Source organism: Falsiroseomonas selenitidurans (genome assembly GCF_012103215.1).
Taxonomy (GTDB): Bacteria; Pseudomonadota; Alphaproteobacteria; order Acetobacterales; family Acetobacteraceae; genus Falsiroseomonas; species Falsiroseomonas selenitidurans.
Map to the genome: position 1 here is coordinate 101,031 of NZ_JAAVNE010000001.1, position 23,648 is coordinate 124,678.

The following is a 23,648-nucleotide window of genomic DNA, read 5'->3' on the forward strand; positions in this document are numbered from 1 at the left end:
GGCATGACAACGCAGAACGCCACCCTCCGCCGGCGCGGCGCCGGCCCGCATGGCTGAGGCGCCGGCCATCCCCCCCCGCAGGGGCCTGTGCTGGCCGGTTTTCCTGGCCTCGGGCGCGGTGCTGCTCGCCCTTGTGCTGTTCGCGGGACTTTGGCCCGAGCGGGCGGCGGCCGCCTTCTCCCGCGGCCAGGCCTGGGTGATCGGGCATTTCGGCTGGTTCTACATGCTGGCCGTCGCGATCTTCCTGCTGGTCGCCATCATGCTGGCCTTCGGCCGGCATGGTTCGGTGCGGCTCGGCGCGGATGACGAGACGCCGGAATTCGACAACGGGTCCTGGTTCGCCATGCTGTTCAGCGCCGGCATGGGCATCGGCCTGATGTTCTTCGGCGTGGCGGAGCCGGTGATGCACTACGCCACGCCGCCGCCCGGCACCCTGGCCACCCCGCAGAGCTTCGGCGCGGCGCGGGAGGCGATGATCTCCACCTTCTTCCACTGGGGGCTGCATGCCTGGGCGGTCTACGCCATGGTGGGGCTGGTGCTGGCCTATTTCGGCTTCCGCCGCGGCCTGCCGCTGACGTTGCGCTCCGCGCTGTATCCCTTCCTGGGCGAGCGGTTCCGCGGCTGGCCGGGGCATGCGGTGGACACCTTCGCGGTGATCGGCACCATGCTCGGCGTCGCCACCTCGCTCGGCTATGGCGCGGCGCAGGCCAATGCGGGGCTGGCGCATCTCACGGGGATGCCGACCGGGCCCTGGGTGCAGGTGGTGCTGATCATCGGCATCATCGGCATCGCCCTGGGCTCCGTCCTCCTCGGGCTGGATGCCGGCATCCGGCGCTTGTCCATCCTGAACCTGGTGCTGGCCGGGGCGCTGATGGGCTTCGTGCTGGCCACCGGGCCGACGCTGTTCCTGGTGCAGGCCTTCGTGCAGAACACCGGCGCCTACCTGGCCGACATCGTCGGCCGAACCTTCCGGCTGCACGCCTACGAGCCCTCCGGCTGGCTGGGCGGCTGGACCCTGCTCTACTGGGCCTGGTGGATCGCCTGGTCGCCCTTCGTCGGCATGTTCATCGCCCGCGTCAGCCGCGGCCGGACGATCAAGGAATTCGTGCTCGGCGTGCTGGTGGCCCCGGCCGGTTTCACCTTCGCCTGGATGACGATCTTCGGGAACACGGCCATCCAGATGGACATGGCCCAGGGCGGCTGGCTGTCCGCCGCCGTGGGGGCGGACGTGACCACGGCGCTGTTCCGCTTCCTCGACGCGCTGCCGCTGTCGGCCATCTCCGGCTGGGTGGCGACGCTGCTGATCGTGACCTTCTTCGTCACCTCCGCCGACAGCGCGGCGCTGGTGGTGGACACCATCGCCTCCGGCGGGTCGGAGGAGAATCCGGTGTGGCAGCGCATCTTCTGGTGCGTGTCCATCGGCGCGCTGGCGGCGGTGCTGCTGCTGGCTGGCGGGCTTTCCGCCCTGCAGACGGCCTCGCTGATCGGCGCCCTGCCCTTCACCGCCATCATGCTGGTGGCCTGCTGGGGCCTGGTTCGGTCGCTGGGGGAGGAGGAAGCGGCGCGCACCGGGCTGGTGCCGGCCCGCGCGCCGGCCGCGGCGGAAGGCTGGCAGCGCCGGCTGGGCGCGGCGCTGCACCGCCCCAGCCGCGGCACCGCCGAACGGCACCTGGACGCCGCCGTGCGCCCGGCGCTGGAGGCGGTGGCGGAAGAGTTGCGCAAGCGCGGCGCGCAGACCGAGCTGGCGACCGGCGACGGCCGCACCCAGCTGGCCGCCGAACTGCCGGGTGGCGCGCGCTTCACCTATGCGGTGCAGCTGCGCCCGATGAAGGAGGCCGCCTTCGCCCTGGCCGGCGCGCAGCCGACGGAGGCCAGCCGGCATCGCTGGTGGCGCGCGGAGGTGGCCGGTGCCGGCTACGATGTCTTCGGCTGGACGCGGGAGGACATCATCGGGGATGTGATGGGGGTGATGGACCGCGCCCTGGCCCGCAAGAACCGCTGATCGCCCATGTCGGGGGTCCTTCTCTCGGCCAGCTCGCTGTTCGGCGGCGTGGCGCTGCTGCTGACGGGGCATGGTCTGCTGACCCTGCTGCTGCCGCTGCGCGGCGTGGTGGAGGGCTTCGGGCCGGTGGCGATCGGCCTGCTCGGCTCCGCCTATTTCGCAGGCTTCGTGGCGGGGTGCCTGCACGGGCCGCATCTGGTGGGCCGCGCCGGGCACATCCGGGCCTTCGCCGCGGTGGTCTGTGGCGTTTCCGCCGTCGCCTTCGCCTATCCGCTGCTGGTGGGCGAAGTGGCCTGGGCGGTGATGCGCTTCGGCTTCGGCTACGGGCTCGCGGTGTTCTACCTGGTGGTGGAATCCTGGCTGAACGACCGCGCCACCAACGCCACCCGCGGCCTGCTGCTGGGCACCTACGTGATGATCAACCACGCCGCCATCGCCGCCGGGCAGATGATGGTGCTGGCCTATCCGGTGGCGGGGTTCGAGCTGTTCGCGGTGGCGGGGATCCTGATCAGCGTCGCTGCCATCCCCGTGGCGCTCAGCCGGGCGCCGCAGCCGGCGCCGGTGACGGATGTGCGGTTCCGGCCGGGGCGGCTTTGGCGCGCCTCCCCGGTCGGGCTGGTGGCCAGCCTGATGGTGGGGCTGGCCAATGGCGCCTTCTGGGGGCTGGGCGCGGTCTCGGCCACCGGCTTCGGGCTGGATGAGAATGCGGCGGCGGTGTTCATGACGGTGGCGGTGCTGGCCGGGGCGGTGACGCAACTGCCGATCGGCCGACTGTCGGACCGCATGGACCGGCGCCTGGTCCTGGCCGGGCTGCTGGTTGCCGCCATCGGCGTGGCGCTCGCGCTGGGGCTGGCGCGACCCAGCGGACCTGCCGGCTTCGCCTGGCTGCTGGTGCTGGCGGCCGCCTTCGGCGGTTGCGCCCTGCCCTGCTATTCCATCGCCGCGGCGCATGCCTACGACCATGCGGACCCGACCGACTATGTCGGCACCGCCTCCTCACTGCTGCTGGTCAATGGGCTGGGGTCCATCGCCGGGCCGATGGGCGCGGCGCTGCTGATGCGGGCGATGCCGGGCGGCGGCCTGTTCCTGTTCATCGCCGCGACCCAGGCGGCGCTGCTGGGCTTCGTGCTGTGGCGGCTGCGCCGGCGCGCCGCCCCCGCGCCGGAAGCAAGGGAAAGCTTCGACGTCGCCGCCACCGCCACGGTCGGCGCCGTCATCGCCCCGGGGGCGGAGCCGGCGCCGGACCAGGGCGGCCCATAGGCCAGCGGCCGTGGGTCCGGTCAGCCGAGCTGCGCGCCGGAAGCCCGCACCGCCGCCCCCCAGCGCACCCGTTCCGTCGCGATGAAGGCGGCGAATTCCGCCGGGCTCATCATCGGCGCCGGTTCGGCCCCACGGGCGCGCAGCGCGGCCACCACCGATTCCTGCCGCAGCCCTTCGCTGAACGCCGCGTTCAGCCGCGCGATCATCGGCTCGGGCGTGCCGGCCGGCGCAAAGATGCCGTCCCAGGCGCTGACCTGGAACCCCGGCAGGACGGAGGCCACGGTGGGCAGGTTGGGATGCGTGGCCAGCGGCGTGGCGGAGGTGACGGCCAGCGTCCGCACCGCGGCATTCTGCATGGCGGCGAAGGCGGCCGGGATCAGCTCGATCGCCATGTCGATGCGCCCGGCGGCGAGGTCCGTCATCGCCGCCGCATTGCCGCGATAGGGCACGTGCAGGATGTCCACGCCCGCCGCCATGCGGAACATCTCCGCCGCGATGTGGCCCGTGGTGCCGTTGCCGGCGGAGCCGTAGCTGGCCTTGCCGGGGTTGGCCTTCAGCCAGGCGATCAGCGCCGGCAGGGTCTCCACCGGCAGCTCGCGCTTCACCAGCACCACCAGCACGATGCGCGACAGCGGCGCGACGGGGGTGAAATCCTCATGCGGGCGGAAGTTGAGGCGGGGGTACAGCGCCTCGTTGATCGCATGGGTGCCGTTGGTACCGTAGAACAGGGTGTAGCCATCCGGCGCGGCGCGGGCGGCGACCTCCGCGCCGACATTGCCGCCGGCGCCGGGGCGGTTCTCCACCACCAGGGTCTGGCCGAGGCGGGCCTGCGCCGGGCCGGTGGCGAGGCGCGAGAGCGTGTCGCCACCGCCACCGGCCAGGAAGGGCACCACCAGCCGGATCGGCCGGTCCGGATAGGTCGCCTGCGCCCTTGCCCCGCCCGCCGCCAGCATCAGCCCGGCCGCCAGCGCACCCCGCCGCGTCAGGCGCGGCCCGTTCCCGTGATCCATTGCTTCCTCCCTTGATCGTCTTCTGTCGCCGCCGTGTCCCGCTTAGACCGGCCAGGCTTCCAGCAGGTCCACCGGATCGCCATAGGTCTCCGCCAGCGCACGCACCTTCGGATCGCGCAGCGACAGCAGGTAGCCATCCTCGACCAGCGGGCGGTTCCCCGCCGTCACCGTGGCGTCGTAGAGCACCAGGTCCATGTGGATGTGCGGCTCCTCCCAGTTCGGCATCACCCGGCGCAGATAGTCCGAGGGCTTGGGCGCGTTGATGCCGACATGCAGGCTGCCCGGGGAATTCGGGCCGGCCGGGTAGATGTCGAAGCGCGGCGCCTTCGGGTTGTGGCCGCAGCCCAACTCCTCCAGCGTCCCGCCGATCAGGTAGTCGCGCAGCACCTCCGCCGCGAAGCCCTCGCCGTGCACGGCGTGCACCAGATCGTCCTTGAATTCGACGCCGACCGGGCTTTCGAAGGGCTTGTCGAAGCCCACCGCCCAGTTCGCCCAGACGGTGCCGGTGATGCCCACCTTGTCCTCCGGCTTCAGCCCGACCATTGAGTATTCGAACAGGTTCGGCCCATGCGTCGGCAGGTAGTGCACGTAGCAGCCCGGCTCATCCGCCACATTGTGGCCGCGCCAGCGGTTGTGGCGCCGCAGGTGCTGCAGCATCGCATCGGTGTAGGGGATGCGGAGATCCGTGCCGCGCGGGTCGGACAGGCGGAGCGTGAAGTCGCCCTGTTCGGGGAACAGGCGGCCGGTGGCGCGGATGATCTCGCCCAGCAGATCCAGCGGGAACTGCGCCTGCGGCGTGTGCAGCAAATCCAGGTCGCGGAAGAAGGTGATCTTCACCCAGCGCTGCCCCTGGTTGCGGCGCAGCCCGATGCAGTAGGGATCCAGCACCGAGGCGAACCAGGTGGAGACCACGAAGGTGGCGCGGGAGAGCATCTCCTTCGCTTCCTCCGGCACCGTCACGTAGCGCGTGCTTTCGCCCATGTAGCTGGCGAAGGTGGCGCCGCGGCCGCGCGCCAGGCCCTGCACCGCCTGGATCACGCGCGGGTCCAGCAGCGGATCGGTCAGCATCACCACATGGTCGCCGGGGCGGATCGCCATCACCCGGCAGAAATTGTCCACGCCGCGCAGATAGGCGCCGAGATCGGCCGGGGGGTGCTGCACCGGCCGCGGCAGGCCGCGGCGCGTCGGCGCGGCCAGGATGTCTTCGATGCGCGTCGGGAAGCGCGACATGGGTGTTTCCTCCGCCGGGTCGTTGAGACCCTTACATCCCTAAGTATTGCGGAGGCAGGCGGGGGCCGTCCAGCCCCCGATTGGAAGGTTGGACGGCAGGGCGGCGGCGCTACCCGGCCGCGATCACCTGCAGCACGCCGGGCACGGCCAGCGCGGCGAAATGCCGGGCGGTGGCGATGTCCGCCTCGCTGTACCAGCCGGCCGCGTGCAGCAGGTTGATTGTGGCGATGCTGGCGCCGTTCCAGCGGACGGGCACGTTCAGCACGCTCTCGCAGCCCAGGCTGCGGATTAGCGCGTGGTCGTAGAAGACGTCGGTGATGTCGGCATAGGTGTAGCCCACATAGGGCACGCCCTCCCCCAGCACCTTCTGGAACCAGGGCGTGGTGGTGATCGGCTTGCGGCCGCCCACCGGGTATTCCTGCGGCATGTTGGAGTAGTACCGCTGGCTTTCCTGCGCGCCCGGATGGATCACCAGGATGGTGAACAGCTTGTGGCCGATGGCCTGGCCCATGGCGGCATCGAGGGCGTCGAACAGCGCGCCGGGCTGGCCGGGCTGGCCCATGGCATCGACAACGGGGGCAAAGTCGGGAACGGGGCGGGTCATGGGGACGCCTTGGTGCGGGTTGTCTCGGGGATCAGGCCCTGCGGCCGGAAGCGCAGCAGCAGGATCAGGCTGAGGGCGATGGCGCCTTCGCGCAGCGCCGCCTTCTGCACCGGGCTGACGCCCGGGATGGCGCCGGAGAGGAAGCGCGTGCCCTCCAGCAGCAGCATGACGAACAGCGCGCCGATAATCGCCCCGCGCATGGCGCCCACGCCGCCGGCGGTCAGCGCCAGCACGATGTAGATGGTCAGCAGCGGCGCGAAGCCCTCGGGCGCGATATAGGCGTTGTAATGGGCGTAGAGCGCGCCGGCCGCGCCCAGCACCGCGGCGCCGATGGTGAAGGCGCGCACCTTGAACCACAGCACCGGCTTGCCGGCGACGGCGGCCACGTCCTCATCCTCCCGGATCGCGCGCAGCACCCGGCCGAAGGGGGAATGCGACAGCCGCGCCAGCAGGATGAAGGCCACCGCCACGGCGGCCCAGACGATGCCGAGATAGATCAGGTTGAAGCCCTGCGGCGAGACATCGCCCCGCCACGGCCCGGGAATGCCGGAAATGCCATCCGTGCCGTTGGTCAGCCATATCTCGTTGGAGGCGACCAGGCGAATCACCTCGGCGAAGCCCAGCGTGACGATGGCCAGGTAGTCGCCGCGCAGCCGCGCCACGATCAGCGCCATGCCGGCGCCCGCCGCGGCCGCCACCACGGCGCCCGCCGCCCAGCCCAGCGGCATCGGCCAGAACAGCTTCGTGGTCAGCAGGGCGGAGGCATAGGCGCCGAGCCCGACAAAGCCGACCAGGCCGAGATTGACCATGCCCGCCAGGCCCCAGATCACGTTAAGCCCGAGCGCCATCAGCGCATAGAGGCCGGCGAAGACCAGCATGGCGACGAGATAGGCTTCCATCAGTTCCGCCCCCCGAGCAGCCCCTGCGGCCGGAACATCAGCACCAGCAGGATGGCGAGGAAGGCGGTGACGCTGCGGTAGGCGGGCTGCAACACCACGCCGGCCATCTCCTCCCCCACGCCCACCACCATGGCCCCGAGCGCCGCGCCGGGGATGGAGCCGAGCCCGCCGACCACGGCCGCGGCAAACACCGAGAGCACGACGCGGAAGCCGGTGAGCGGGTCGATCGAGGTATCGATGCCGATCAGCATGCCGCCGAAGCCGGCCAGCCCGCCGCCGATGAAGACGGCGACGCGGGCGATGCGGTTGGGGTCCACCCCCTTGATGTCCGCCAGCACGGGATTGTCGGCCACCGCCCGCATCGCCCGCCCGAGGCGGGAGAAGCCGAGCAGCAGGAACAGCGCCGCGGCGGCGACGATGGCGTAGCCGGTGTTCTGCAATTGCTGCGGGTTCACGCGGATGCCGTCGAAGCGCCAGTCGCGCAGGATCGGCAGGTCATAGCCGCGCAGATCATTGCCGAAGCCGAAGCGGATCACATTCTCCAGCAGGATGGTCATGGCGACGGAGGCGATGGCGACCGTCAGCGGCCCGGCCGCGCGCAGCGGCCGGAAGGCCGCTTCCTCCGCCAGCAGCGCCACGGCGCCGGAGGCCAGGAAGGCCAGCGGCAGGGCCAGCCCGATCGGCCAGCCATACACCGCATTCGCCACCCAGCCGGCGAAGGCGCCGATCGTGGCGAAGCCGGCAATGGCGAAGTTGGGGTAGCGCAGCACCGCGAAGATGCAGTTGAAGCCGATGGCGGGCAGCATCAGCACGCTGCCCGCCATGACCCCGTTCAGCAGCACCTGAACGAGGTCACGCCAATCTTCCATCCCGGCGTCTCTTCCAGCCCTGGGTCAGGCGAGTTCGAGCATGCGGTAGCGGCCGCCCTCGGCCACGTCGTAGCGGAACTTGGTGCCGCGGATGTCGCCGCGCTCATCGAATTCGCAGGGGCCGGAGGCGCCTTCGAAGTTCACCGCCTGGCCGGCGGCGATCAGCTTCAACCCGTCCGTGACGTTGTCCACCTTGGTGCCGTCGCCCTGGCAGATGCTGCGTACCGCGTCGCGGATGCCGGTGCCGGTGGCCTCCGCCGCCTTGGCCGCCGCCAGGATCGCCAGGCTGGCGTGGTCGTGCACCTGGGCCGAATAGGGGTCCACATCGGTGCTGCCGAAGCTGGCCTTCAGCCGGTTGAAGGCGGTGCTGTTCAGATCCGGGCTGGGCTGGAAGGTGGTGAGGCCGTTGGTCACCTCGTTCGGCAGGGATTCGAAGATCGCCGGCGGGGCGGCATAGGCGAAGGTGAAGCGGCGGCCGTCATAGCCGGCGCGGAACAGCTCGCGCAGCAGGATGGTGACATCCGGGCGGTAGCCGTTCAGCACCACCGTGTCCGGCCGCGCCCGCATGATCTGGTCGACCTCGGAGCGGAAGGCGGTCTTGTTGCTCTCGTAGATGATGAAGCCCACCACGCTGCCGCCGGCGGCGGAGAAGCGTTCCGTCATCACCTCCTGGCTGGACTGTGCGAAGGGGCTCTGGGCGGCGATGTGGAAGACGCGCTTCGCGCCCTTGGCGATCAGCCAGTTGCTGCCGGTGGTGATCTGCAGGCGGCTGTTGGGCTGGGTGCGGAAGATGTGGCCCTGGTGCGGCAGCAGGGTGATGCTGTCGGCGCCGGAGACGGTGAACAGCGGCACCCGGTTTTCCCAGCACAGCGGCGCCACGGCGGTGGTGACGGAGGATGCCCAGGTGCCCATCAGCGCCTGCACCCGGTCCACGTCGATCAGCTTGCGGGCGCCGCGCACGCCGGCATCCGGGTTGGTCTGGTCGTCCTCGAAGGCCAGGCGGATCTGCCTTCCCTTGACGCCGCCGGCGCTGTTGGCGGCTTCCACCACGCCCTGCGCGGCGCGCAGCATGGCCGGGCCATAGGGGCCGCCGGCGCCGGTCAGCGGCGGCAGCGCGCCGAAGACCAGGGGCTGGGTCTGGGCGAAGGCGCGGCCGCCGATGGCGAAGGCGGAAGCCGCACCGGCGGCGCCCAGCAGGGCGGCGCGGCGCCCGAGATTCGTCTGCATCATACCGTCAGCTTCCCTTGTCCTGTCGTTGCGTTGTCTTGTCGTTGCGCTCAGCCGCCCAGGAACAGGCGGCGCACCTCGGGGTCCGCCGCCAGCGCGGCCGCCTGGCCGGTGCGGGCGACGCGGCCATCCACCAGCACGATGCCGTCCTCGGCGATGGCCAGTGCCTCCAGCGCATTCTGCTCCACCATCAGGATGGCGGTGCCTTCGGCGTGGATGGCGGCGATGTCGTCGAACAGCCCCTGCGCCGCCTTGGGGCTGAGCCCGGCCGAGGGCTCGTCCAGCAGCAGCAGCTTCGGCGCCACCATCAGCGCCATGCCCATGGCCAGGATCTGCCGCTGCCCGCCGGACAGGGTGCGCGCGGCACGGCGGCGCTTTTCCGCCAGCATGGGAAAGCGCGCGAACAGCGCCTCCACCCGCTGCGCCACGGTGGCGCGGGGCTCCAGGTAGCCGCCCATCTCCAGATTCTCCCGCACCGAGAGGCTGGGGAAGATGTTGGCTTCCTGGGGCACGAAGGCGATGCCGGCGGCGGCGATGCTGCGCGGCGGCAGGCCGCCGAGCGCCCTGCCCTCCAGCCGGATGCCGCCGGCCTTCGGCTTCAGCAGCCCGGCGATGGCCTTCAGCAGCGTGGATTTGCCGGCGCCATTGGGACCCACGATCGCCGCCATGCGGCGCGCCGGCAGGGCGAGGTCGATGCCCTTCAGGATCTCATCCGCCGCGCCATAGCCGCCGACCAGGCCCTCCACCTCCAGCAGCGCGGTCATGCGTGCACCCGCCCGCCCATATAGGCTTCCTGCACCCGCGGATCGGCCGCGACCTCGGCGAAGCTGCCCTCCGTCAGGCGCCGCCCTTCCGCCATGACGATGACCGGGTCGCAGAGCGAGGCGATGAAATCCATGTGGTGCTCGACGATCAGCACCGTCATGCCCTCATCGCGCAGGCTCGCGATATGGCTGGCGATCTCGGCGGACAGGCTGGGGTTCACCCCGGCCACGGGTTCGTCCAGCAGCAGCAGGCGTGGCTCGGCCATCAGCGCGCGGCCGATTTCCATCAGCTTCTTCTGGCCGCCGGACAGCGCCGCGGCCTGGTTGTCCAGCACCCGGGTCAGGTTCAGCCGCGCCGCCACGGCCTTGGCGCGTTCGCGCAGCGCCTCCTCCCGCGCCCGCATCGCGGCGGGGCGCAGGATGGCGGCGGCCACACCCTCGCCGGGCTGTGCCGGGCCATACAGGAGCAGGTTCTCCAGCACCGTGAGGCGGGGGATGCCGCGCGCGATCTGGAAGCTGCGCACCAGGCCGGCGCCGGTGATGCGGTCCGGCCGCCAGCCGGTGATGTCCCGGCCATCCAGCCGCACCTGCCCCGAATCGGGGCGGATGACGCCGGAGATGCATTGGAAGGCGGTGGATTTGCCGGCGCCGTTCGGGCCGATCAGGGCCGTCACGGTGCCAGGCCGGACCGCAAGGTCCAGGCCGTCCAGCGCCACCACCCCGCCGAAGCGGCGGGAGAGGCCGCGGATCTCAAGGATCGGGGCAATCATCCCGCGGAGGCTACAACGCCCCCGGCCGCCCCGGAAGCAACCGCGTGGATAAGATTAAGCGGTCCGCACCGACAAGATGGTCCGATCCGCGGCCCGCGCCGGCGGACGCGGCATGGGCGGCGGCCGGTCCAGGGAGGTCGGTGCCGCGCGCTCCGCCATGAAGCGCCACAGCGCCGCCTCCTCGCCCGGCGTGACCTCCCGCAGCAGGCCGGAGGCGAGCAGTCTTTCGCGCCGGAATGCCTGATCGTCCATGCCCATCTCCTCGCGCCCCCAACGGCGCGGCCCTTCGCGGGTTGCTCCTACCCCGGCAAGACGACAGCCATCGGGCAGAGCCGTGATGAGCATATGACACCAGCTTCGATTAATATCTTGTTGAAAAATTGATCTATTCCGCCCAGCCATGCGGCGCGCCGGCCAGCCAGGCGCGGCCGGCGGCATACAGCGCCTGCACCCTTTCGCCCGTGAGCCCGGGCATGTCGGTCTTCACCGTGTAGCCGATCCGGGTCTGCAGATAGGCCAGGTGGCGGTAGCCTTCCGGGAAACGGGCCAGCAGGGCCGGGTCCAGTTCCAGCCGGGCGGCCGGGTCCACCGGGTCCATCCGGTCCTTCTCGTAGATCGGCTGGCGCAGCACGATGCCCCAGCGCCTGCCCCCGGGGCCCTCGCGTTCCTCGATGAAGTCGTGGAAGCGGCCGGTGCAGACGACATCCACCAGCACCCCATCGACCTCCGCCCGCTGGCTGATCGTCATCTTGGTCTGGGCAATGGCCCGTGACCCGGCGAGGTCGACCGAGCAGCCGCCGAGGAAATGCAGGATGGAGACCCCGCGCGCCCAGCCGGCTTTGGAGGCGGCGATGAAATCCGCCGCCGAGGCCTGGCACCAGGTGGCCATCATCCGCCCGTCATCGTGCCAGCAGGTGGCGAAGCGGTCCCAGTCGCCGGCATCGCGCCACACCGCCCAGTTCTGCACCAGTTCGGCGACCTGCAGGCGACGGAGGAAGGCGGTCTCGGACATGGGGCACTCCGGGTTGGGCGCGGCAAAAGACTTGACGCGCGGTGACACTGCCGTAAGGGGAAGGCAACAAACGATTGCAATAGCGCAGGGGAAATGTCCATGACCCGAGGGAACCTCCACAGCCTCACCCGCCGCGCCGCACTCGCCCTGCCCGGCCTGCTGCTGCTGCCGCGTGGCGCCGGCGCGCAGGCGGCCTGGCCGGACCGGCCGGTGCGCTTCATCCAGGGCTTCGGCGCCGGCGGCACCACGGACATCGTGGCGCGGCTGCTGGCACCGCACATGTCCGCCGCCTGGGGCCAGCCCGTGGTGGTGGAAAACCGCCCCGGCGCCGGCGGCACGCTGGCCGCCAACACCCTGGCGCGGGCCAATGATGGCCATACGCTGATGCTGCTGAACAACGGCTTCGCCGTCTCCGCCGCGCTGTACCGCAGCCTGCCCTACGACCCGCGCGCCGACATCATGCCGGTGGCCATGGTGGCCTCCACCGGCCTGGTGATCCTGGCCGGGCCGAACGGGCCGAAGGACCTGGCGGCGCTGATCGCGCAGGCCAAGGCGCAGCCGGATGCCATCAACTTCGCCACCGTCGGCGTCGGCTCCACCCAGCATTTCGTGGCCGAGGCGGTGCAATCCGCCGGCGGCTTCCGCATGACGCATGTGCCCTATCGCGGCACCCCGGCCGCCATCATCGCGCTGCGCAACGGCGAGGTGCAGGTGGTGGCCGAGACCGCCTCCGCCGTGCTCGGCCAGATCCGCGGCGGCGAGGTCCGCGCGCTGGCCATCACCTCCGGCACAAGGTCGCCGCTGCTGCCGGAGGTGCCGACGGTGGCCGAGGCGCTGGGCCAGGCCGGGGGTCAAGCGGGGGGCCAGCCGGGCTTCGACATCGTCACCTGGTATGCCATCGGCGCCCCCGCCGGCACGCCCGCGCCGGTGGTGGCCCGCATCACCGCCGCGGCGCAGCAGATGCACGGCAATGCCGAGTTGCAGACCCGGCTCGCCGCGCTGGGCCTGACGCCACGCGCCCCTGGCACACCGGAGCAGACCCGTGCGACGGTGCATGCCGAAATGGCCCGCTGGGCCGAGACCGTCGCCCGCACCGGCATGGAGCGGCAGTGACGGCGCCGGCCACGGCCGGCCTGCTTGAAGGATACGATTCTTGACCGACCGCACCGCCCCCGTCGCCCACCCGATCAACAGCCTGATGCAGCAGCGCTGGAGCCCGCGCGCCTTCACCGACGCGCCGGTGACGGCGGCGCAGGAAGCCAGCCTGCTGGAAGCCGCGCGCTGGGCGGCTTCCTGCTTCAACGAGCAGCCCTGGGTCTTCATCACCGCCCGCCGCGACGCGGAGCCGGAGGCCTTCGCCAGGCTCGCCTCGCTGCTGAGCGTGAACAACCAGGCCTGGGCACCGAAGGCCGGTCTGCTGATGTTCTGCTTCCACCGCACCACCTTCGCCGCCAATGGCACGCCCAATGCGGTGGCGATGTACGACCTCGGCCAGGCGGTGGCGCAGATGGCGCTGCAGGCGGTGGAACTCGGCCTCGGCAGCCACCAGATGCGCGGCATCGACCTGGAGCGGGCGCGAACGGAGCTCGGCGTGCCGGAAGGCCATGAGCCGGTCGCCGCCATCGCCTTCGGCACCGTCGGCGCGCCGTCCCTGCTGCCGGAGAAGCTGGCGGAGCGTGAGGTTCTGCCGCGGCTGCGCAAGCCGATCGCGGAATTCGCCCATGCCGGGCAATACGGGACGCCGGTGAAGCTCTGAGGCCGAGCGCCAAGGCCGCCGGCGCGGGCGGCGGCCTTGCCCCGACGCGAAGGCTGGTCGGGGCGGGGGGCTTGCCCCTACCCCACCGCCTCCCGCACCAGCGCCCCGCGGATCTCGCAGAAATCAGCGAAGGCTTCCACGAAGCCGGTGCATTCGGCCTCCCCCACCATCAATGACAGCGCCACCATGCCGCGCCGCGCGATGTAGTAGCCGCGATCCAGCAGGTCGAGGAACAGCAACTCCTTCAACGCCTGGTTGCCCGCGGCGGCCTCCGCGGCGTCACGCGGGGCCTGCGCCATGAAGTGGAAGGCCATCATGCTGCCGCGGCCGGTGACGCAGATCGGCAGGTCGCCGGCCGCTGCCTGCAACGCCGCGCGCAGCGCCTCGCCGCGCGCGTTGTGGGCATGCGCGACCGCCGGCGTGTAGATCTCGCCCAGCGCGGCAAGGCCTGCCGACATGGTCAGGGTGTTGTTGTTGAAGGTGCCGGCATGCGCCACCGCATCCGGCCGGCCGGGGTCGAACATCGCCATGAGGTCGGCACGGCCGCCGAAGGCGCCGAAGGACATGCCGCCGCCGACATATTTCCCCAGCGTCGTCAGGTCCGGCATCACGCCGGTGGCTTCCTGCAGGCCGCCGGGGGCGAGGCGGCTGGTCATCACCTCGTCGAAGATCAGGATCGCGCCGGTCTCCTCCGCCAGGGCGCGCAGCCCTTCCAGGAAGCCCTGGCCGGCCGGGATGCAGCCGCCGCTGCCCAGCATCGGCTCCAGGATGATGGCCGCCAGGTCGCCGGCATGGGCGCGCGCCAGGGCCTGCGCCGCTGCCAGGTCGTTATAGGGCGCCAGCAGCACCGGGTGCGGCACGTTCAGCGGGTTGGCGCCGGGGCCGCCCAGGCCGAAGGTCATCAGCCCGCCATGGTAGCCGCCCTGGAAGCCCAGGATGGTGCGGCGCCGGGTTGCGATGGTGGCGCAGCCGAGTGCCAGCAGATTGGCCTCGGTGCCGGAATTGGTGAAGCGCAGCTGTTGCAGGGCGGGAAAGCGGTCCCGCACCATCCGCGCGAAGCGCGCCTCGAAGGGGTTGTGCGCCGTCAGGTTCACCCCGGTGTCCAGCGCCCGCAGCACGGCGGCGCGGATCGCCGGGTGCGAGTGGCCGAACAGGCCGGCGGTGTATTCGCCGATCATGCTGACATAGCTGTGCCCGTCCAGGTCGCGCAGCCGGCAGCCCTCCCCGCCCTCCGCGGTGAAGGGAAAGGGGCCGTGATAGAGCACGCTGCGGGTATTGCCGCCGGGCATCACCTCCGCCGCCTGCGCGTGGCGCGCGGCGCTGGCGGGGCGGCGGGTGGCGTAGCCTTCCCGCGCCTCGACCAGCGCATCCTCGAGCAGGGCGTTGCGGCCGGACATGGGCGGTCTCCTTGCTTGGCCGCCCAGGCTAGGCGGCCAGCGCCGCCGGCTCAATCCGGCGCCGCAGGCTCAGTCAACGATGAACAGCTTCGCCCCGCCCGTGGTGTGGCTGCGATGCGGCTCGGCATTCTCCGCCACCTGGTAGGAACAGCCGGCGCGCATGGTGAAGACGCGGCCATCGGCCAGCTCCGTCACCAGCTCGCCCTCCAGCACCAGCAGGACATGGCCGCGGGAGCACCAGTGGTCGGCCATGTAGCCGGGCGAATACACCACCATGCGGACGCGGATGTTGCCCACTTCCAAGGTGCGCCACAGTGCGAAGCCGGTCTCCCCCGCATGGCGGGTTTCCGGCCAGCCGGACCAATCCGCCACCTGGAAGGGCACGCCCTCGATGATCATGATTCGCCCCGCCTCCTGAACACCAGATGGATACCAGACGGTTGACGGCGATGCCAGTCAGGGAAACTCTAGGCAGAGACGATGCCAACGAAGCATCGGAACCGGAGTGCTCCCATGCTGCCACCTGGCCTGCGCTGCTTCCTCGCCGTCGCCCAGGCCGGCTCGATGCGGGAGGCCGCGCAGCGCCTGCGCCTGGCCCAATCCGCCATCAGCCGCCGCATCCAGCAGCTGGAGGAGGATCTCGGCGTGCAGCTGCTGGAACGCGGCGCGCGCGGCGTCGGGCTGACGCCAGCGGGCGAGATCCTGCTGCACCATGGGCGGGAAGCGACGCAGCTGACGGAACGGCTGCGCGCCGACCTCGATGCGCTGCGCGGCGTGCGCCGCGGCCATGTGGTGCTGCGGCTGGTGGAAAGCTTCGCCGCCAGCGGCCTGGCCGGCGCCCTGGCGGCCTTCCGCAGCGCCTATCCGGCGGTGACCCTGGATGTGGCGGTGGTGGGGTCGGAGGCGATCCTGGCCGCGCTGCACGACCGCACCTGCCACCTCGGCATCGCCTTCAACCCCGGCGCGGATCCGGAGGTGGAGGTGCTGGCCTCGGCGCCGGAACCACTGGCGGTGATGCTGGCGCCGGGCCACCGGCTGGCCGATGCCGCCAGCCTGACGCTGGCCGATCTGGCCGGCCTGCCGCTGGTGGCGCCGTCGCATCTCGGCAGTTCGCGGGCGCTGTTCGACACCGCCTGCCGCGCCGCCCGGGCGCCGATCCGCCCGGTGCTGGAGACCAATTCCGCGCATGTCGCCGCCGCCTTCGTGGCCGATGGCAAGGGTGTTGCGGTGATGGTGCCGCGGGTGCTGGCGCTGCACCTGGCGCTGGGCAAGGTGCGCGCGGTGCCGCTGGCGGACCCGCTGCTGAATGGCGGCCGTGTCGCCCTGCTGGCGCGGCGCGGGCGGCGCCTGCCTGCGGCGGCGGAGGCGCTTTCGGCCAGCCTGGCGCGGGCGCTGGAACAGGCGGGCTGAGCGGGCGCCGCGCCGTAGCGGATCAGCCGGCGCCCATCGCCGCGGCGAAAGCCTCCCGCTCCGCCGCCGTCATGTGCAGGCCGAGGCGGGAGCGGCGCCACAGGATGTCGTCGGCCGTCATCGCCCATTCCTCCCGCACCAGCCAATCCACCTCGCGCTGCGTCAGCCCGGCGCCATGGTCGCGGCCAAGATCGGCAAGGCTGGCGGCATCGCCGAGCAGCGCCGGCAGGTCGCTGCCATAGGCGCGCACCAGCCGGGCGCAAAGCGGCGCCGGCATCCAGGGGAAGCGGGCCTGCATCGCGGCCTCGAAGCCCGGCAGGTCCAGCCCGCCGAAGGCACCGCCGGGCAGCGCCGCGCTGGCGGTCCAGGCCGGCGCGCTGCGCCCCAGCGTGCCGGCGATCCGGTCCACCGCTTCCTCCGCCAGCCGGCGATAGGTGGTGATCTTGCCGCCATAGATGCTGAGCAGCGGCGCGCCCGCCGCGTCCAGCTTCAGCACATAGTCCCGCGTGATGGCGGAGGGATCGTCCGATCCGTCGTCATACAGCGGCCGCACGCCAGCATAGGACCAGACGATGCCGGCCGGCGTCACGGCGCGGCGGAACTGCCGGCTGACGGCGGCGCAGAGGTATTCGGCCTCCGCCGGCGTGCAATGCGCCGTGGCGGCATCGCCCTCATGCGGCACATCCGTGGTGCCGACCAGGGAGAAGCGCCCCTGGTAGGGGATGACGAAGACCACCCGGCGGTCGTCATGCTGCAGGATATAGGCCTGGTCGCCCGCATACAGCGCGGGCAGCACGATGTGGCTGCCGCGGATCAGCCGGACGCTGCCGGCCCGCCGGGCATGGGTCGCGTCCTGCGCCGCCATCACCCAGGGTCCGGCGGCATTGGCCAGCGCCCGGCAGCGCAGCGTCTCCTCGGAGCCATCCGCGCCACGCAGCCGCACCGTCCAGCCCTCGCCGTCCCGCGCCGCCCCCACGAAGGCGGTGCGGGTGCGGATGGCCGCGCCGCGTCGCGCCGCATCGCGCGCGTTCAGCACCACCAGCCGCGAATCCTCCACCCAGCAGTCGGAATAGGCGAAGCCGGCGGTCAGGGCCGGTGCCAGCGGCGCGCCATAGGGGTGCTGCCGGAAATCCAGCCCCTCCGCCGCCTTCAGGCTGACCCGCCGGGCCAGGTGGTCATAGAGGAATAGCCCGGCGCGGATCATCCAGCGCGGCCGCATCGCCGGCCGGTGCGGCAGCACGAAGCGCATCGGCCACACGATATGCGGCGCGATGCGCAGCAGCACCTCGCGCTCCGCCAGCGCTTCCCGCACCAGGCGGAATGCGTAGTGCTCCAGGTAGCGCAGCCCGCCATGCACCAGCTTGGAGGAGTTGGAGGAGGTGCCGCCCGCCAGGTCGCCGCGCTCCACCAGGCAGACGGACAGGCCGCGCCCGGCCGCATCGCGGGCGATGCCGACGCCATTGATGCCGCCGCCGATGACGAGAAGGTCGCAATCCGCCGTCATCTCAACCGCACCGCCCATCCCCGACCCGCCCCGGGCCGCCGCCGTCCGGATCCCCCCGCTGGGGGATCGCCCGTGCCGGACGACCCGCCAGCGCCGGCGCAACCCCGCGCCCGCGCGGCCGGGTGTGCTACGCGGCGCTGCCGGCGTCCAGTTCCGGCAGCAGCAGCTCCGCCCGGAAGCCGCGCGGCTGGCGGTTGGCCAGGCGCAGCTGGCCGCCATGCGCCCGCGCCACGCCGGCGACGATGGCGAGGCCCAGCCCGTTGCCCTGCGCGCCCCGGCCGGCGGCGCCGCGCTGGAAGGGCCGCGTGGCCAGCGGCAGCTCCGCCTCCGCCATGCCGGGGCCGTCATCCTCCACCGCCAGGCTGATCTGGCCGGGCCGGACCGACAGCAGCAGCCGGGCGCCGCCGGCGTGCTTCACTGCATTGTCCACCAGATTGGCCAGGGCGCGTTCCAGCCCGCGGGGCTGGCCGAGCACCGCGCAGTGGGGCGGGCCCTCGAAGCGGACATCCAGCCCGGCATCGGCGAAGCCGTCGCAGACCGTCTCGGCCAGCACGGCCAGGTCCAGCCGTTCCGCCGCCTCCGGCCGCAATTCCGTCTCCAGCAGGCCGAGGGCCGATTCGACCAGCAATTCCATGGCCCGCACATCCAGCATCAGCCGGGCCCGCAGCGCATCCGGCGGCATCGCATCCACCCGCAGATGCAGCCGCGTCAGCGGCGTGCGCAGATCGTGGCTGATGCCGGCCAGCAGGCGCCGGCGCTCCTCCAGGTCGCGCCGCAACCGCTCCAGCAGCCGGTTGATCGCCGCCGCCACCTGCCGCACCTCCGTGGTCCCGGTCTCCGGCAGCACTGGCGCGTCCGCCCGCCCCTCCAGCCCGACGCTCTCGGCCATCCGCGCCAGGCGGGTCAGCGGGCCGGTGACGCGCCGCGCCGCCCAGAGCGGCACCAGCACCAGCGGCAGCCCGACCAGCAGCAGGAAGGAGGTGGAGGGCAGCAGCGGGCTGGGCCTGGCTTCCGCCAGCCGGGCGCCGGAGATGCCGAAGCGCAGCAGGCTGCCATCCGCCAGTTCCAGCCAGAGCTGCAGCGGCGGCGGCTCCGCGCTGCCGCCCCAGGGCCGGCCTGGCGGCTCCGCGGCGAAGCCGGCGCGCCGCACCAGGCCCTCGCGCAGCAGGGCGCGTTCCAGCCCCTGCCCGATCGGCGAATGCGGCGGATCCCCCGCCGGGGCTTCGGCCAGGGGCAGCAGGTCGAAACCCTGCCGGGCGGCGGCGCGGCGCAGCGCCGGGCGGTCCTCCGGCGCCGCGCCGAGCAGGCCGCGCAGGGTGACGACCACCTCCGATTCCAGCTGCCGCACCGGGCCCGGCAGCAGCCCGGCCGGATCCAGCCAGCGCCAGGCGCCCAGCAGCAGCAGGTTGGACAGCAGCGCCACGGCACCGACCACCAGCGCCACCTGGCGCGCGGTGCTGCGCGGCGCCAGGCGCGCCAGGGCGGCGCGCATGTCAGCCTTCCGCCAGGGCGGTGACTTCGGGCGTGAAGACGTAGCCGCCATGCCGGACGGTGCGGATCAGCGTCGGGTCGCGCGGGTCGGGCTCGATCTTGCGGCGCAGGCGGCTGACCAGGATGTCCATGCTGCGGTCCGCCGGCCCGGCATTGCGGCCATAGAGCTGGGTCAGCAGATGGTCGCGGGAGAGGATGCGCTGCGCCTGGCGGGCGAAGATGCCCAGCAGGCCGAACTCGCCGCTGGTCAGCGGCACGCGGGTGCCGTCCGGCATGTGCAGCGCGTGCCGCCGCAGGTCCAGGCGCCAGCCATCGAAGCACAGGATGCAGGGCGCCACGCTGGCGCGGCGCGTGGTCATGTCCGCCCGGCGCAGCAGGGCGCGGATGCGGGCCAGCAGCTCCGGCGGGCTGAAGGGCTTCACCACATAGTCGTCGGCGCCGATCTCCAGCCCCTTCACCCGGTCCACCTCGCTGCCGAGGGCGGAGACCAGCAGGATCGGCAGCTCCGCCGTCTCCGGCGCCAGCCGCAGGCGGCGGCAGATGGCGATGCCGTCCTCCTCCGGCAGCATCACGTCCAGCAGCAGGACATCGATGCGCTGGCTTCGCAGCAGGCGGTCCAGCTGCCGGGCGTTGCCGGCGCAGGAGACGGTCAGGTTGCGGCTCTGCAGGAAGCCGGCGACCAGGGCGGCGATCTCCCGGTCGTCCTCGACGATCGCGACATGCGGATGGCGGGCCGACGGGCCCGGGGCCTCCGGCGAGCAGGGGTCGAAGGCGGGGTCGGCGGACAGCTCGTTCATGCGCCGAGCTTAGGCGCAACTTGCGTTACGCGCGGCTTGCGGCACGTATCGATTGGTTGCAGCGCGCCGCGCCGCGACACGGTCCAGCCGCCGCGCCGCGACACGGTCCGGCCGCCGCGACACGGTCCGGCCGCCGCGCCGCGGCGGGGCCTCATCCCGGCTCGGGCGGCGGCTCCCCCAGCAGGCGGCCGGCGATGGTGGCCAGGCCGCGCAGCGGCACCGGCAGCCAGGCGGGGCGGTTGGCGATCTCGTAGCCCACCTCATAGGCCGCCTTCTCCAGCAGGAACAGGTCGAGCGCCGCGGCGGCGCCCGCCGGCACCGGCCCGGCCTCGGCCTCCCATGCCTGGTTGTAGGCAGCCAGGAAGGCGAGCTCCGCCGCCTGCCGCCAGCGCCGGATCAGCGCCGCGCGCCGCGGCGTGGGCGCGACGGTGGCGGTGGCCGATTCCTCCGTCGCGGCCGCCACCGCGGCGGCATAGTCCAGGCTGCGCAGCAGCCCGGCGACATCGCGCAGCGGCGAGGATTTGGCCCGCCGCGCCTCCAGCGGCCGCGCCGGCTCGCCCTCGAAATCCAGGATCACCGCATCGCCCGGCGAGACCAGCACCTGGCCCAGGTGGAAATCGCCATGGATGCGGGTGGCGGCCATGCCGTCCGGCAGCGGGGCGGCATGGTCCAGTGCGCGCACCAGGCGGTCGCGCCGCTCCAGCAGCCAGCCGGCGAGGTCCGCCGCCTCCCCTTCCAGGCCCGGCCGGGCCAGCTGGTCCAGGGCGCGGTCCAGCATCGCCCGCGTCTGGTCGATCCAGGCGGCGACCATCGGCCCGTCGGCCGCCTCCGGCGCGAAGTCCGGATCCTCGGAGGGCCGGGCCAGCACCAGATGCAGCTGCGCCAGGCGCCGGCCGACGGCCTCCGCCAGCGGCAGGTAGCCGGCCAGCGGCTCATCCGGCTCCGCCTCGGTCAGCGCGGCCTCGTCCACCGTGCGGGCCAGCCAGTCCAGCGTCCAGCCCCAGGCGTCGCCCTGGTTGCGCACGAAGGCCTGCAGCACCATCAGCGTGTGCGCCAGCCCGTCCTTGTCGGTGCGCACCACCTCGCCCAGCAGCGCCGGCGTGCCGGGATAGCTCTGGTCGGTCAGGTAGCGCGCCATCTCCGCCTCGGGATGGCGCCCGGGCAGCACGCGGCGGAACAGCTTCAGCACCACGCATTCGCCGATGATGACGGTGGAGTTGCTCTGCTCCACGCCCAGCCGGCGCACTTCCGGCACCTCCGCCAGCGCCATCTCGCGCAGCACCGCGGTGGCGGTGAAGCGGATCTCGCCCTGCGGGGTGGCGAGGGACTGGCCCTCGCGGCAGGCCGCGAGCACGGCGCGGACGAAGCCGTCCACCGCCATGGCATCGGTCAGCAGGCCGACGCGCGGCCCCTGGCGAAGCCGCGCCAGGGCCAGCTGGCCGGCAGGCAGCGCCTCCTCCTCCACGCCGATGCGGGCCATCGGCAGCGTCCAGCGCCCGCCGCCCTCCGGCACGTCGAGCTCCGCCATCAGCATCAGCGGCTGCCGGCCGAAGGGCACAGCGTAGACGAAGCGCGGCGGCGCCGCCATGGCGTGGTCCTTCAGGCCGAACCAGCGGCGCCGGCGCAGCCATTCCGGCAGCACCTCACGCTCCAGCACCCGGCGCGCCTCGTCGATCAGCGGCTGGGCGCGCTGGCCGGCCAGGTCCGCCGGCGCCACCAGCGTGCGCAGCTCGGGCAGCGGCTGCGGGGCCGGGCTGTGCCAGGCGGGAAGCTGGGCATCCTCGGCCAGCAGGAACCACAGGAAGCCATAGGGCGGCAGGGTCAGCCGATAGGGCGTGCCGGTGACCGGCGGGAAGGGCGTGCCGCCCAGCATCTCCACCGGCACCCGCCCGGCCAGGCCGGACAGGTCCAGCTCCACCGCCTGCGCGGCGCGGGAGAGGTTGAACACGCACAGCACCACGTCGTGCTCATGTTCCCGCAGATAGGCCAGGACCTTGCGGTTGCCCGGATACAGCAGCCGCATGGTGCCGCGCCCGAAGGCACGCGAGCGCCGGCGCACCGCCAGGATGCGGCGCGTCCAGTTCAGCAGGCTGTGGGAGTCGCGCGACTGGGTTTCGACATTGACGGTCTGGAACCCGTACATCGGGTCCTGGATCACCGGCAGCACCAGCGCCGCCGGATCGACGCGGGAGAAGCCGCCATTGCGATCCGGCGACCATTGCATGGGCGTGCGCACGCCGTCGCGGTCGCGCAGGAAGACATTGTCCCCCATGCCGATCTCGTCGCCGTAGTAGATCACCGGCGTGCCGGGCATCGACAGCAGCAGGCCGTTCATCAGCTCGATCCGCCGGCGGTCGTGCTCCATCAGCGGCGCCAGGCGCCGGCGGATGCCGAGGTTGAGCCGCGCCCGGCGATCCGCCGCATAGACCGACCACAGCGTGTCGCGCTCGGAATCGGTCACCATCTCGAGCGTCAGCTCGTCGTGGTTGCGCAGGAAGACCGCCCATTGGCAGCCCTCCGGGATCTCGGGTGTCTGGCGGAGGATGTCGGTGACGGGAAAGCGGTCCTCCTGCGCCACGGACATGTACATCCGCGGCATCAGGGGGAAGTGGAAGCACATGTGGCATTCGTCGCCATCGCCGAAATAGGCCTGCACATCCTCCGGCCACTGGTTCGCCTCGGCCAGCAGCATCCGGTTCGGATAGGCATCCTCCAGCGCCGCGCGGATGCGCTTCAGGATGTCGTGCGTCTCCGGCAGGTTCTCGTTGTTGGTGCCGTCACGCTCCACCAGGTAAGGCACGGCGTCCAGGCGCAGCCCGTCCACGCCCATGTCCAGCCAGAAGCGCATGACGCGCAGCACCGCTTCCAGCACCCGGGGATTGTCGAAGTTCAGGTCCGGCTGGTGGCTGTAGAAGCGATGCCAGTAGTAGGATTGCGCCACCGGGTCCCAGGCCCAGTTCGACTTCTCCGTATCCAGGAAGATGATGCGGGTGCCGTCATAACGCTTGGGGTCGTCCGACCAGACATAGAATTCGCGCTGCCAGGACCCCTTGGGCGCGTTGCGGGCGCGCTGGAACCAGGGATGCTCGTCGCTGGTGTGGTTGATCACCAGCTCGGTGATCACCTTCAGCCCGCGGGCATGCGATTCCCGCACCAGGCGGCGGAAATCCGCCATGATGCCGTAATCCGGGTGGACATCCGTGTAGGCGCTGATGTCGTAGCCATCGTCCCGCCGGGGCGATGGATAGAAGGGCAGCAGCCAGATGGCATCGGCGCCGAGCCCCGCCACATGGTCGAGCCGCGCGATCAGCCCGGCGAAGTCGCCGATGCCGTCGTCATTGCCGTCCATGAAGGATTTGGGATGGAGCTGGTAGATCACGGCATCGCGCCACCAGAGCGCCTCGCGCTCCGTCCCTGGCTTTCCTGCGCGCCTTCCGTTGGCCATGCCGTTCCCCTTGGTCAAGCGGCGGCAACGCGAGGCCCGCCGCATCGTTCCGCCATGCCGGCCCGCCGGCCACCACGGTGGGCCGGGCCGCCGGGGCCGAACTTCCTGGCGGATGTGTCGCCCCTCGGGCCGGCCACGGCAAGTTTCGGGACCGTGATCAGCCGCCGGCGTCACCGCCAGGGCGGGGCGGGGCGGCGACGA

The 23,648-nt window shown here is 72.1% G+C and carries 21 protein-coding genes; 5 read left to right on the forward strand and 16 right to left on the reverse strand.

Annotated elements, in window-relative coordinates:
• Positions 1–49: 49 nt before the first annotated feature.
• Together HEQ75_RS00450 and HEQ75_RS00455 are read left to right on the forward strand one after the other, a co-directional pair.
• Positions 50–2,002, forward strand: a complete 1,953-nt coding sequence (locus tag HEQ75_RS00450; RefSeq protein WP_168026941.1) for a BCCT family transporter — start codon at positions 50–52, stop codon at positions 2,000–2,002.
• A gap of 6 nt (positions 2,003–2,008) precedes the next feature.
• Entirely contained in the window at positions 2,009–3,262 is a 1,254-nt protein-coding gene (locus tag HEQ75_RS00455) for an MFS transporter (protein WP_168026942.1), read from the forward strand.
• 20 nt (positions 3,263–3,282) lie between these two features.
• On the opposite strand, the gene HEQ75_RS00460 is transcribed toward HEQ75_RS00455, so the two are convergent.
• The 10 genes from HEQ75_RS00460 to HEQ75_RS00505 form a co-directional block, all read right to left on the reverse strand.
• Positions 3,283–4,272, reverse strand: coding sequence for a Bug family tripartite tricarboxylate transporter substrate binding protein (locus tag HEQ75_RS00460; protein WP_168026943.1), 990 nt, complete (start codon positions 4,270–4,272; stop codon positions 3,283–3,285).
• A gap of 42 nt (positions 4,273–4,314) precedes the next feature.
• Positions 4,315–5,502: a hypothetical protein gene (locus HEQ75_RS00465; protein ID WP_168026944.1), complete on the reverse strand. Its 1,188-nt coding sequence runs from the start codon at positions 5,500–5,502 to the stop codon at positions 4,315–4,317.
• A 109-nt stretch (positions 5,503–5,611) separates the two neighbouring features.
• Entirely contained in the window at positions 5,612–6,106 is a 495-nt protein-coding gene (locus HEQ75_RS00470; RefSeq protein ID WP_168026945.1) for a GAF domain-containing protein, read from the reverse strand.
• Complete coding sequence (locus HEQ75_RS00475; protein WP_168026946.1) at positions 6,103–7,005, reverse strand: branched-chain amino acid ABC transporter permease; 903 nt, start codon at positions 7,003–7,005, stop codon at positions 6,103–6,105. The genes HEQ75_RS00470 and HEQ75_RS00475 overlap by 4 nt, the downstream gene beginning before the upstream one ends.
• Positions 7,005–7,874, reverse strand: a complete 870-nt coding sequence (locus HEQ75_RS00480; RefSeq protein ID WP_168026947.1) for a branched-chain amino acid ABC transporter permease — start codon at positions 7,872–7,874, stop codon at positions 7,005–7,007. The genes HEQ75_RS00475 and HEQ75_RS00480 overlap by 1 nt, the downstream gene beginning before the upstream one ends.
• Positions 7,875–7,898: 24 nt before the next feature.
• Positions 7,899–9,101, reverse strand: coding sequence for an ABC transporter substrate-binding protein (locus HEQ75_RS00485; protein ID WP_168027144.1), 1,203 nt, complete (start codon positions 9,099–9,101; stop codon positions 7,899–7,901).
• A gap of 50 nt (positions 9,102–9,151) precedes the next feature.
• Positions 9,152–9,865 carry an ABC transporter ATP-binding protein gene (locus HEQ75_RS00490; RefSeq protein WP_209318274.1) on the reverse strand — a complete coding sequence of 238 codons (714 nt, stop codon included), beginning with the start codon at positions 9,863–9,865 and terminating at the stop codon, positions 9,152–9,154.
• Complete coding sequence (locus HEQ75_RS00495; RefSeq protein WP_209318275.1) at positions 9,862–10,635, reverse strand: ABC transporter ATP-binding protein; 774 nt, start codon at positions 10,633–10,635, stop codon at positions 9,862–9,864. The genes HEQ75_RS00490 and HEQ75_RS00495 overlap by 4 nt, the downstream gene beginning before the upstream one ends.
• 54 nt (positions 10,636–10,689) lie before the next feature.
• Positions 10,690–10,887, reverse strand: a complete 198-nt coding sequence (locus HEQ75_RS00500) for a hypothetical protein (protein WP_168026948.1) — start codon at positions 10,885–10,887, stop codon at positions 10,690–10,692.
• Between the two features lie 133 nt (positions 10,888–11,020).
• Positions 11,021–11,647 carry a nuclear transport factor 2 family protein gene (locus HEQ75_RS00505; RefSeq protein ID WP_168026949.1) on the reverse strand — a complete coding sequence of 209 codons (627 nt, stop codon included), beginning with the start codon at positions 11,645–11,647 and terminating at the stop codon, positions 11,021–11,023.
• A gap of 99 nt (positions 11,648–11,746) precedes the next feature.
• On the opposite strand from HEQ75_RS00505, the gene HEQ75_RS00510 reads away from it, so the two are divergent.
• Together HEQ75_RS00510 and HEQ75_RS00515 are read left to right on the forward strand one after the other, a co-directional pair.
• A complete protein-coding gene (locus HEQ75_RS00510) occupies positions 11,747–12,760 on the forward strand; it encodes a Bug family tripartite tricarboxylate transporter substrate binding protein (RefSeq protein WP_168026950.1) in 1,014 nt (337 codons plus the stop codon).
• A 40-nt stretch (positions 12,761–12,800) separates the two neighbouring features.
• On the forward strand, positions 12,801–13,403 hold the full coding sequence (locus HEQ75_RS00515) for a nitroreductase family protein (RefSeq protein WP_209318276.1): 603 nt from the start codon (positions 12,801–12,803) through the stop codon (positions 13,401–13,403).
• Positions 13,404–13,480: 77 nt separating this feature from the next.
• On the opposite strand, the gene HEQ75_RS00520 is transcribed toward HEQ75_RS00515, so the two are convergent.
• Together HEQ75_RS00520 and HEQ75_RS00525 are read right to left on the reverse strand one after the other, a co-directional pair.
• On the reverse strand, positions 13,481–14,800 hold the full coding sequence (locus HEQ75_RS00520) for an aspartate aminotransferase family protein (RefSeq protein ID WP_168026951.1): 1,320 nt from the start codon (positions 14,798–14,800) through the stop codon (positions 13,481–13,483).
• Between the two features lie 69 nt (positions 14,801–14,869).
• Positions 14,870–15,199 carry a DHCW motif cupin fold protein gene (locus HEQ75_RS00525; RefSeq protein WP_168026952.1) on the reverse strand — a complete coding sequence of 110 codons (330 nt, stop codon included), beginning with the start codon at positions 15,197–15,199 and terminating at the stop codon, positions 14,870–14,872.
• Between the two features lie 114 nt (positions 15,200–15,313).
• On the opposite strand from HEQ75_RS00525, the gene HEQ75_RS00530 reads away from it, so the two are divergent.
• On the forward strand, positions 15,314–16,210 hold the full coding sequence (locus tag HEQ75_RS00530) for a LysR family transcriptional regulator (protein WP_168026953.1): 897 nt from the start codon (positions 15,314–15,316) through the stop codon (positions 16,208–16,210).
• A 22-nt stretch (positions 16,211–16,232) separates the two neighbouring features.
• On the opposite strand, the gene glpD is transcribed toward HEQ75_RS00530, so the two are convergent.
• The 4 genes from glpD to treS form a co-directional block, all read right to left on the reverse strand.
• Positions 16,233–17,732, reverse strand: coding sequence for a glycerol-3-phosphate dehydrogenase (gene glpD, locus HEQ75_RS00535; protein ID WP_168026954.1), 1,500 nt, complete (start codon positions 17,730–17,732; stop codon positions 16,233–16,235).
• Between the two features lie 109 nt (positions 17,733–17,841).
• Positions 17,842–19,206, reverse strand: a complete 1,365-nt coding sequence (locus HEQ75_RS00540) for a sensor histidine kinase (RefSeq protein ID WP_168026955.1) — start codon at positions 19,204–19,206, stop codon at positions 17,842–17,844.
• 1 nt (position 19,207) lies between these two features.
• Positions 19,208–20,002 carry a response regulator gene (locus HEQ75_RS00545; protein WP_168026956.1) on the reverse strand — a complete coding sequence of 265 codons (795 nt, stop codon included), beginning with the start codon at positions 20,000–20,002 and terminating at the stop codon, positions 19,208–19,210.
• 151 nt (positions 20,003–20,153) lie between these two features.
• Complete coding sequence (gene treS, locus HEQ75_RS00550) at positions 20,154–23,447, reverse strand: maltose alpha-D-glucosyltransferase (RefSeq protein ID WP_209318277.1); 3,294 nt, start codon at positions 23,445–23,447, stop codon at positions 20,154–20,156.
• Positions 23,448–23,648: the final 201 nt, after the last annotated feature.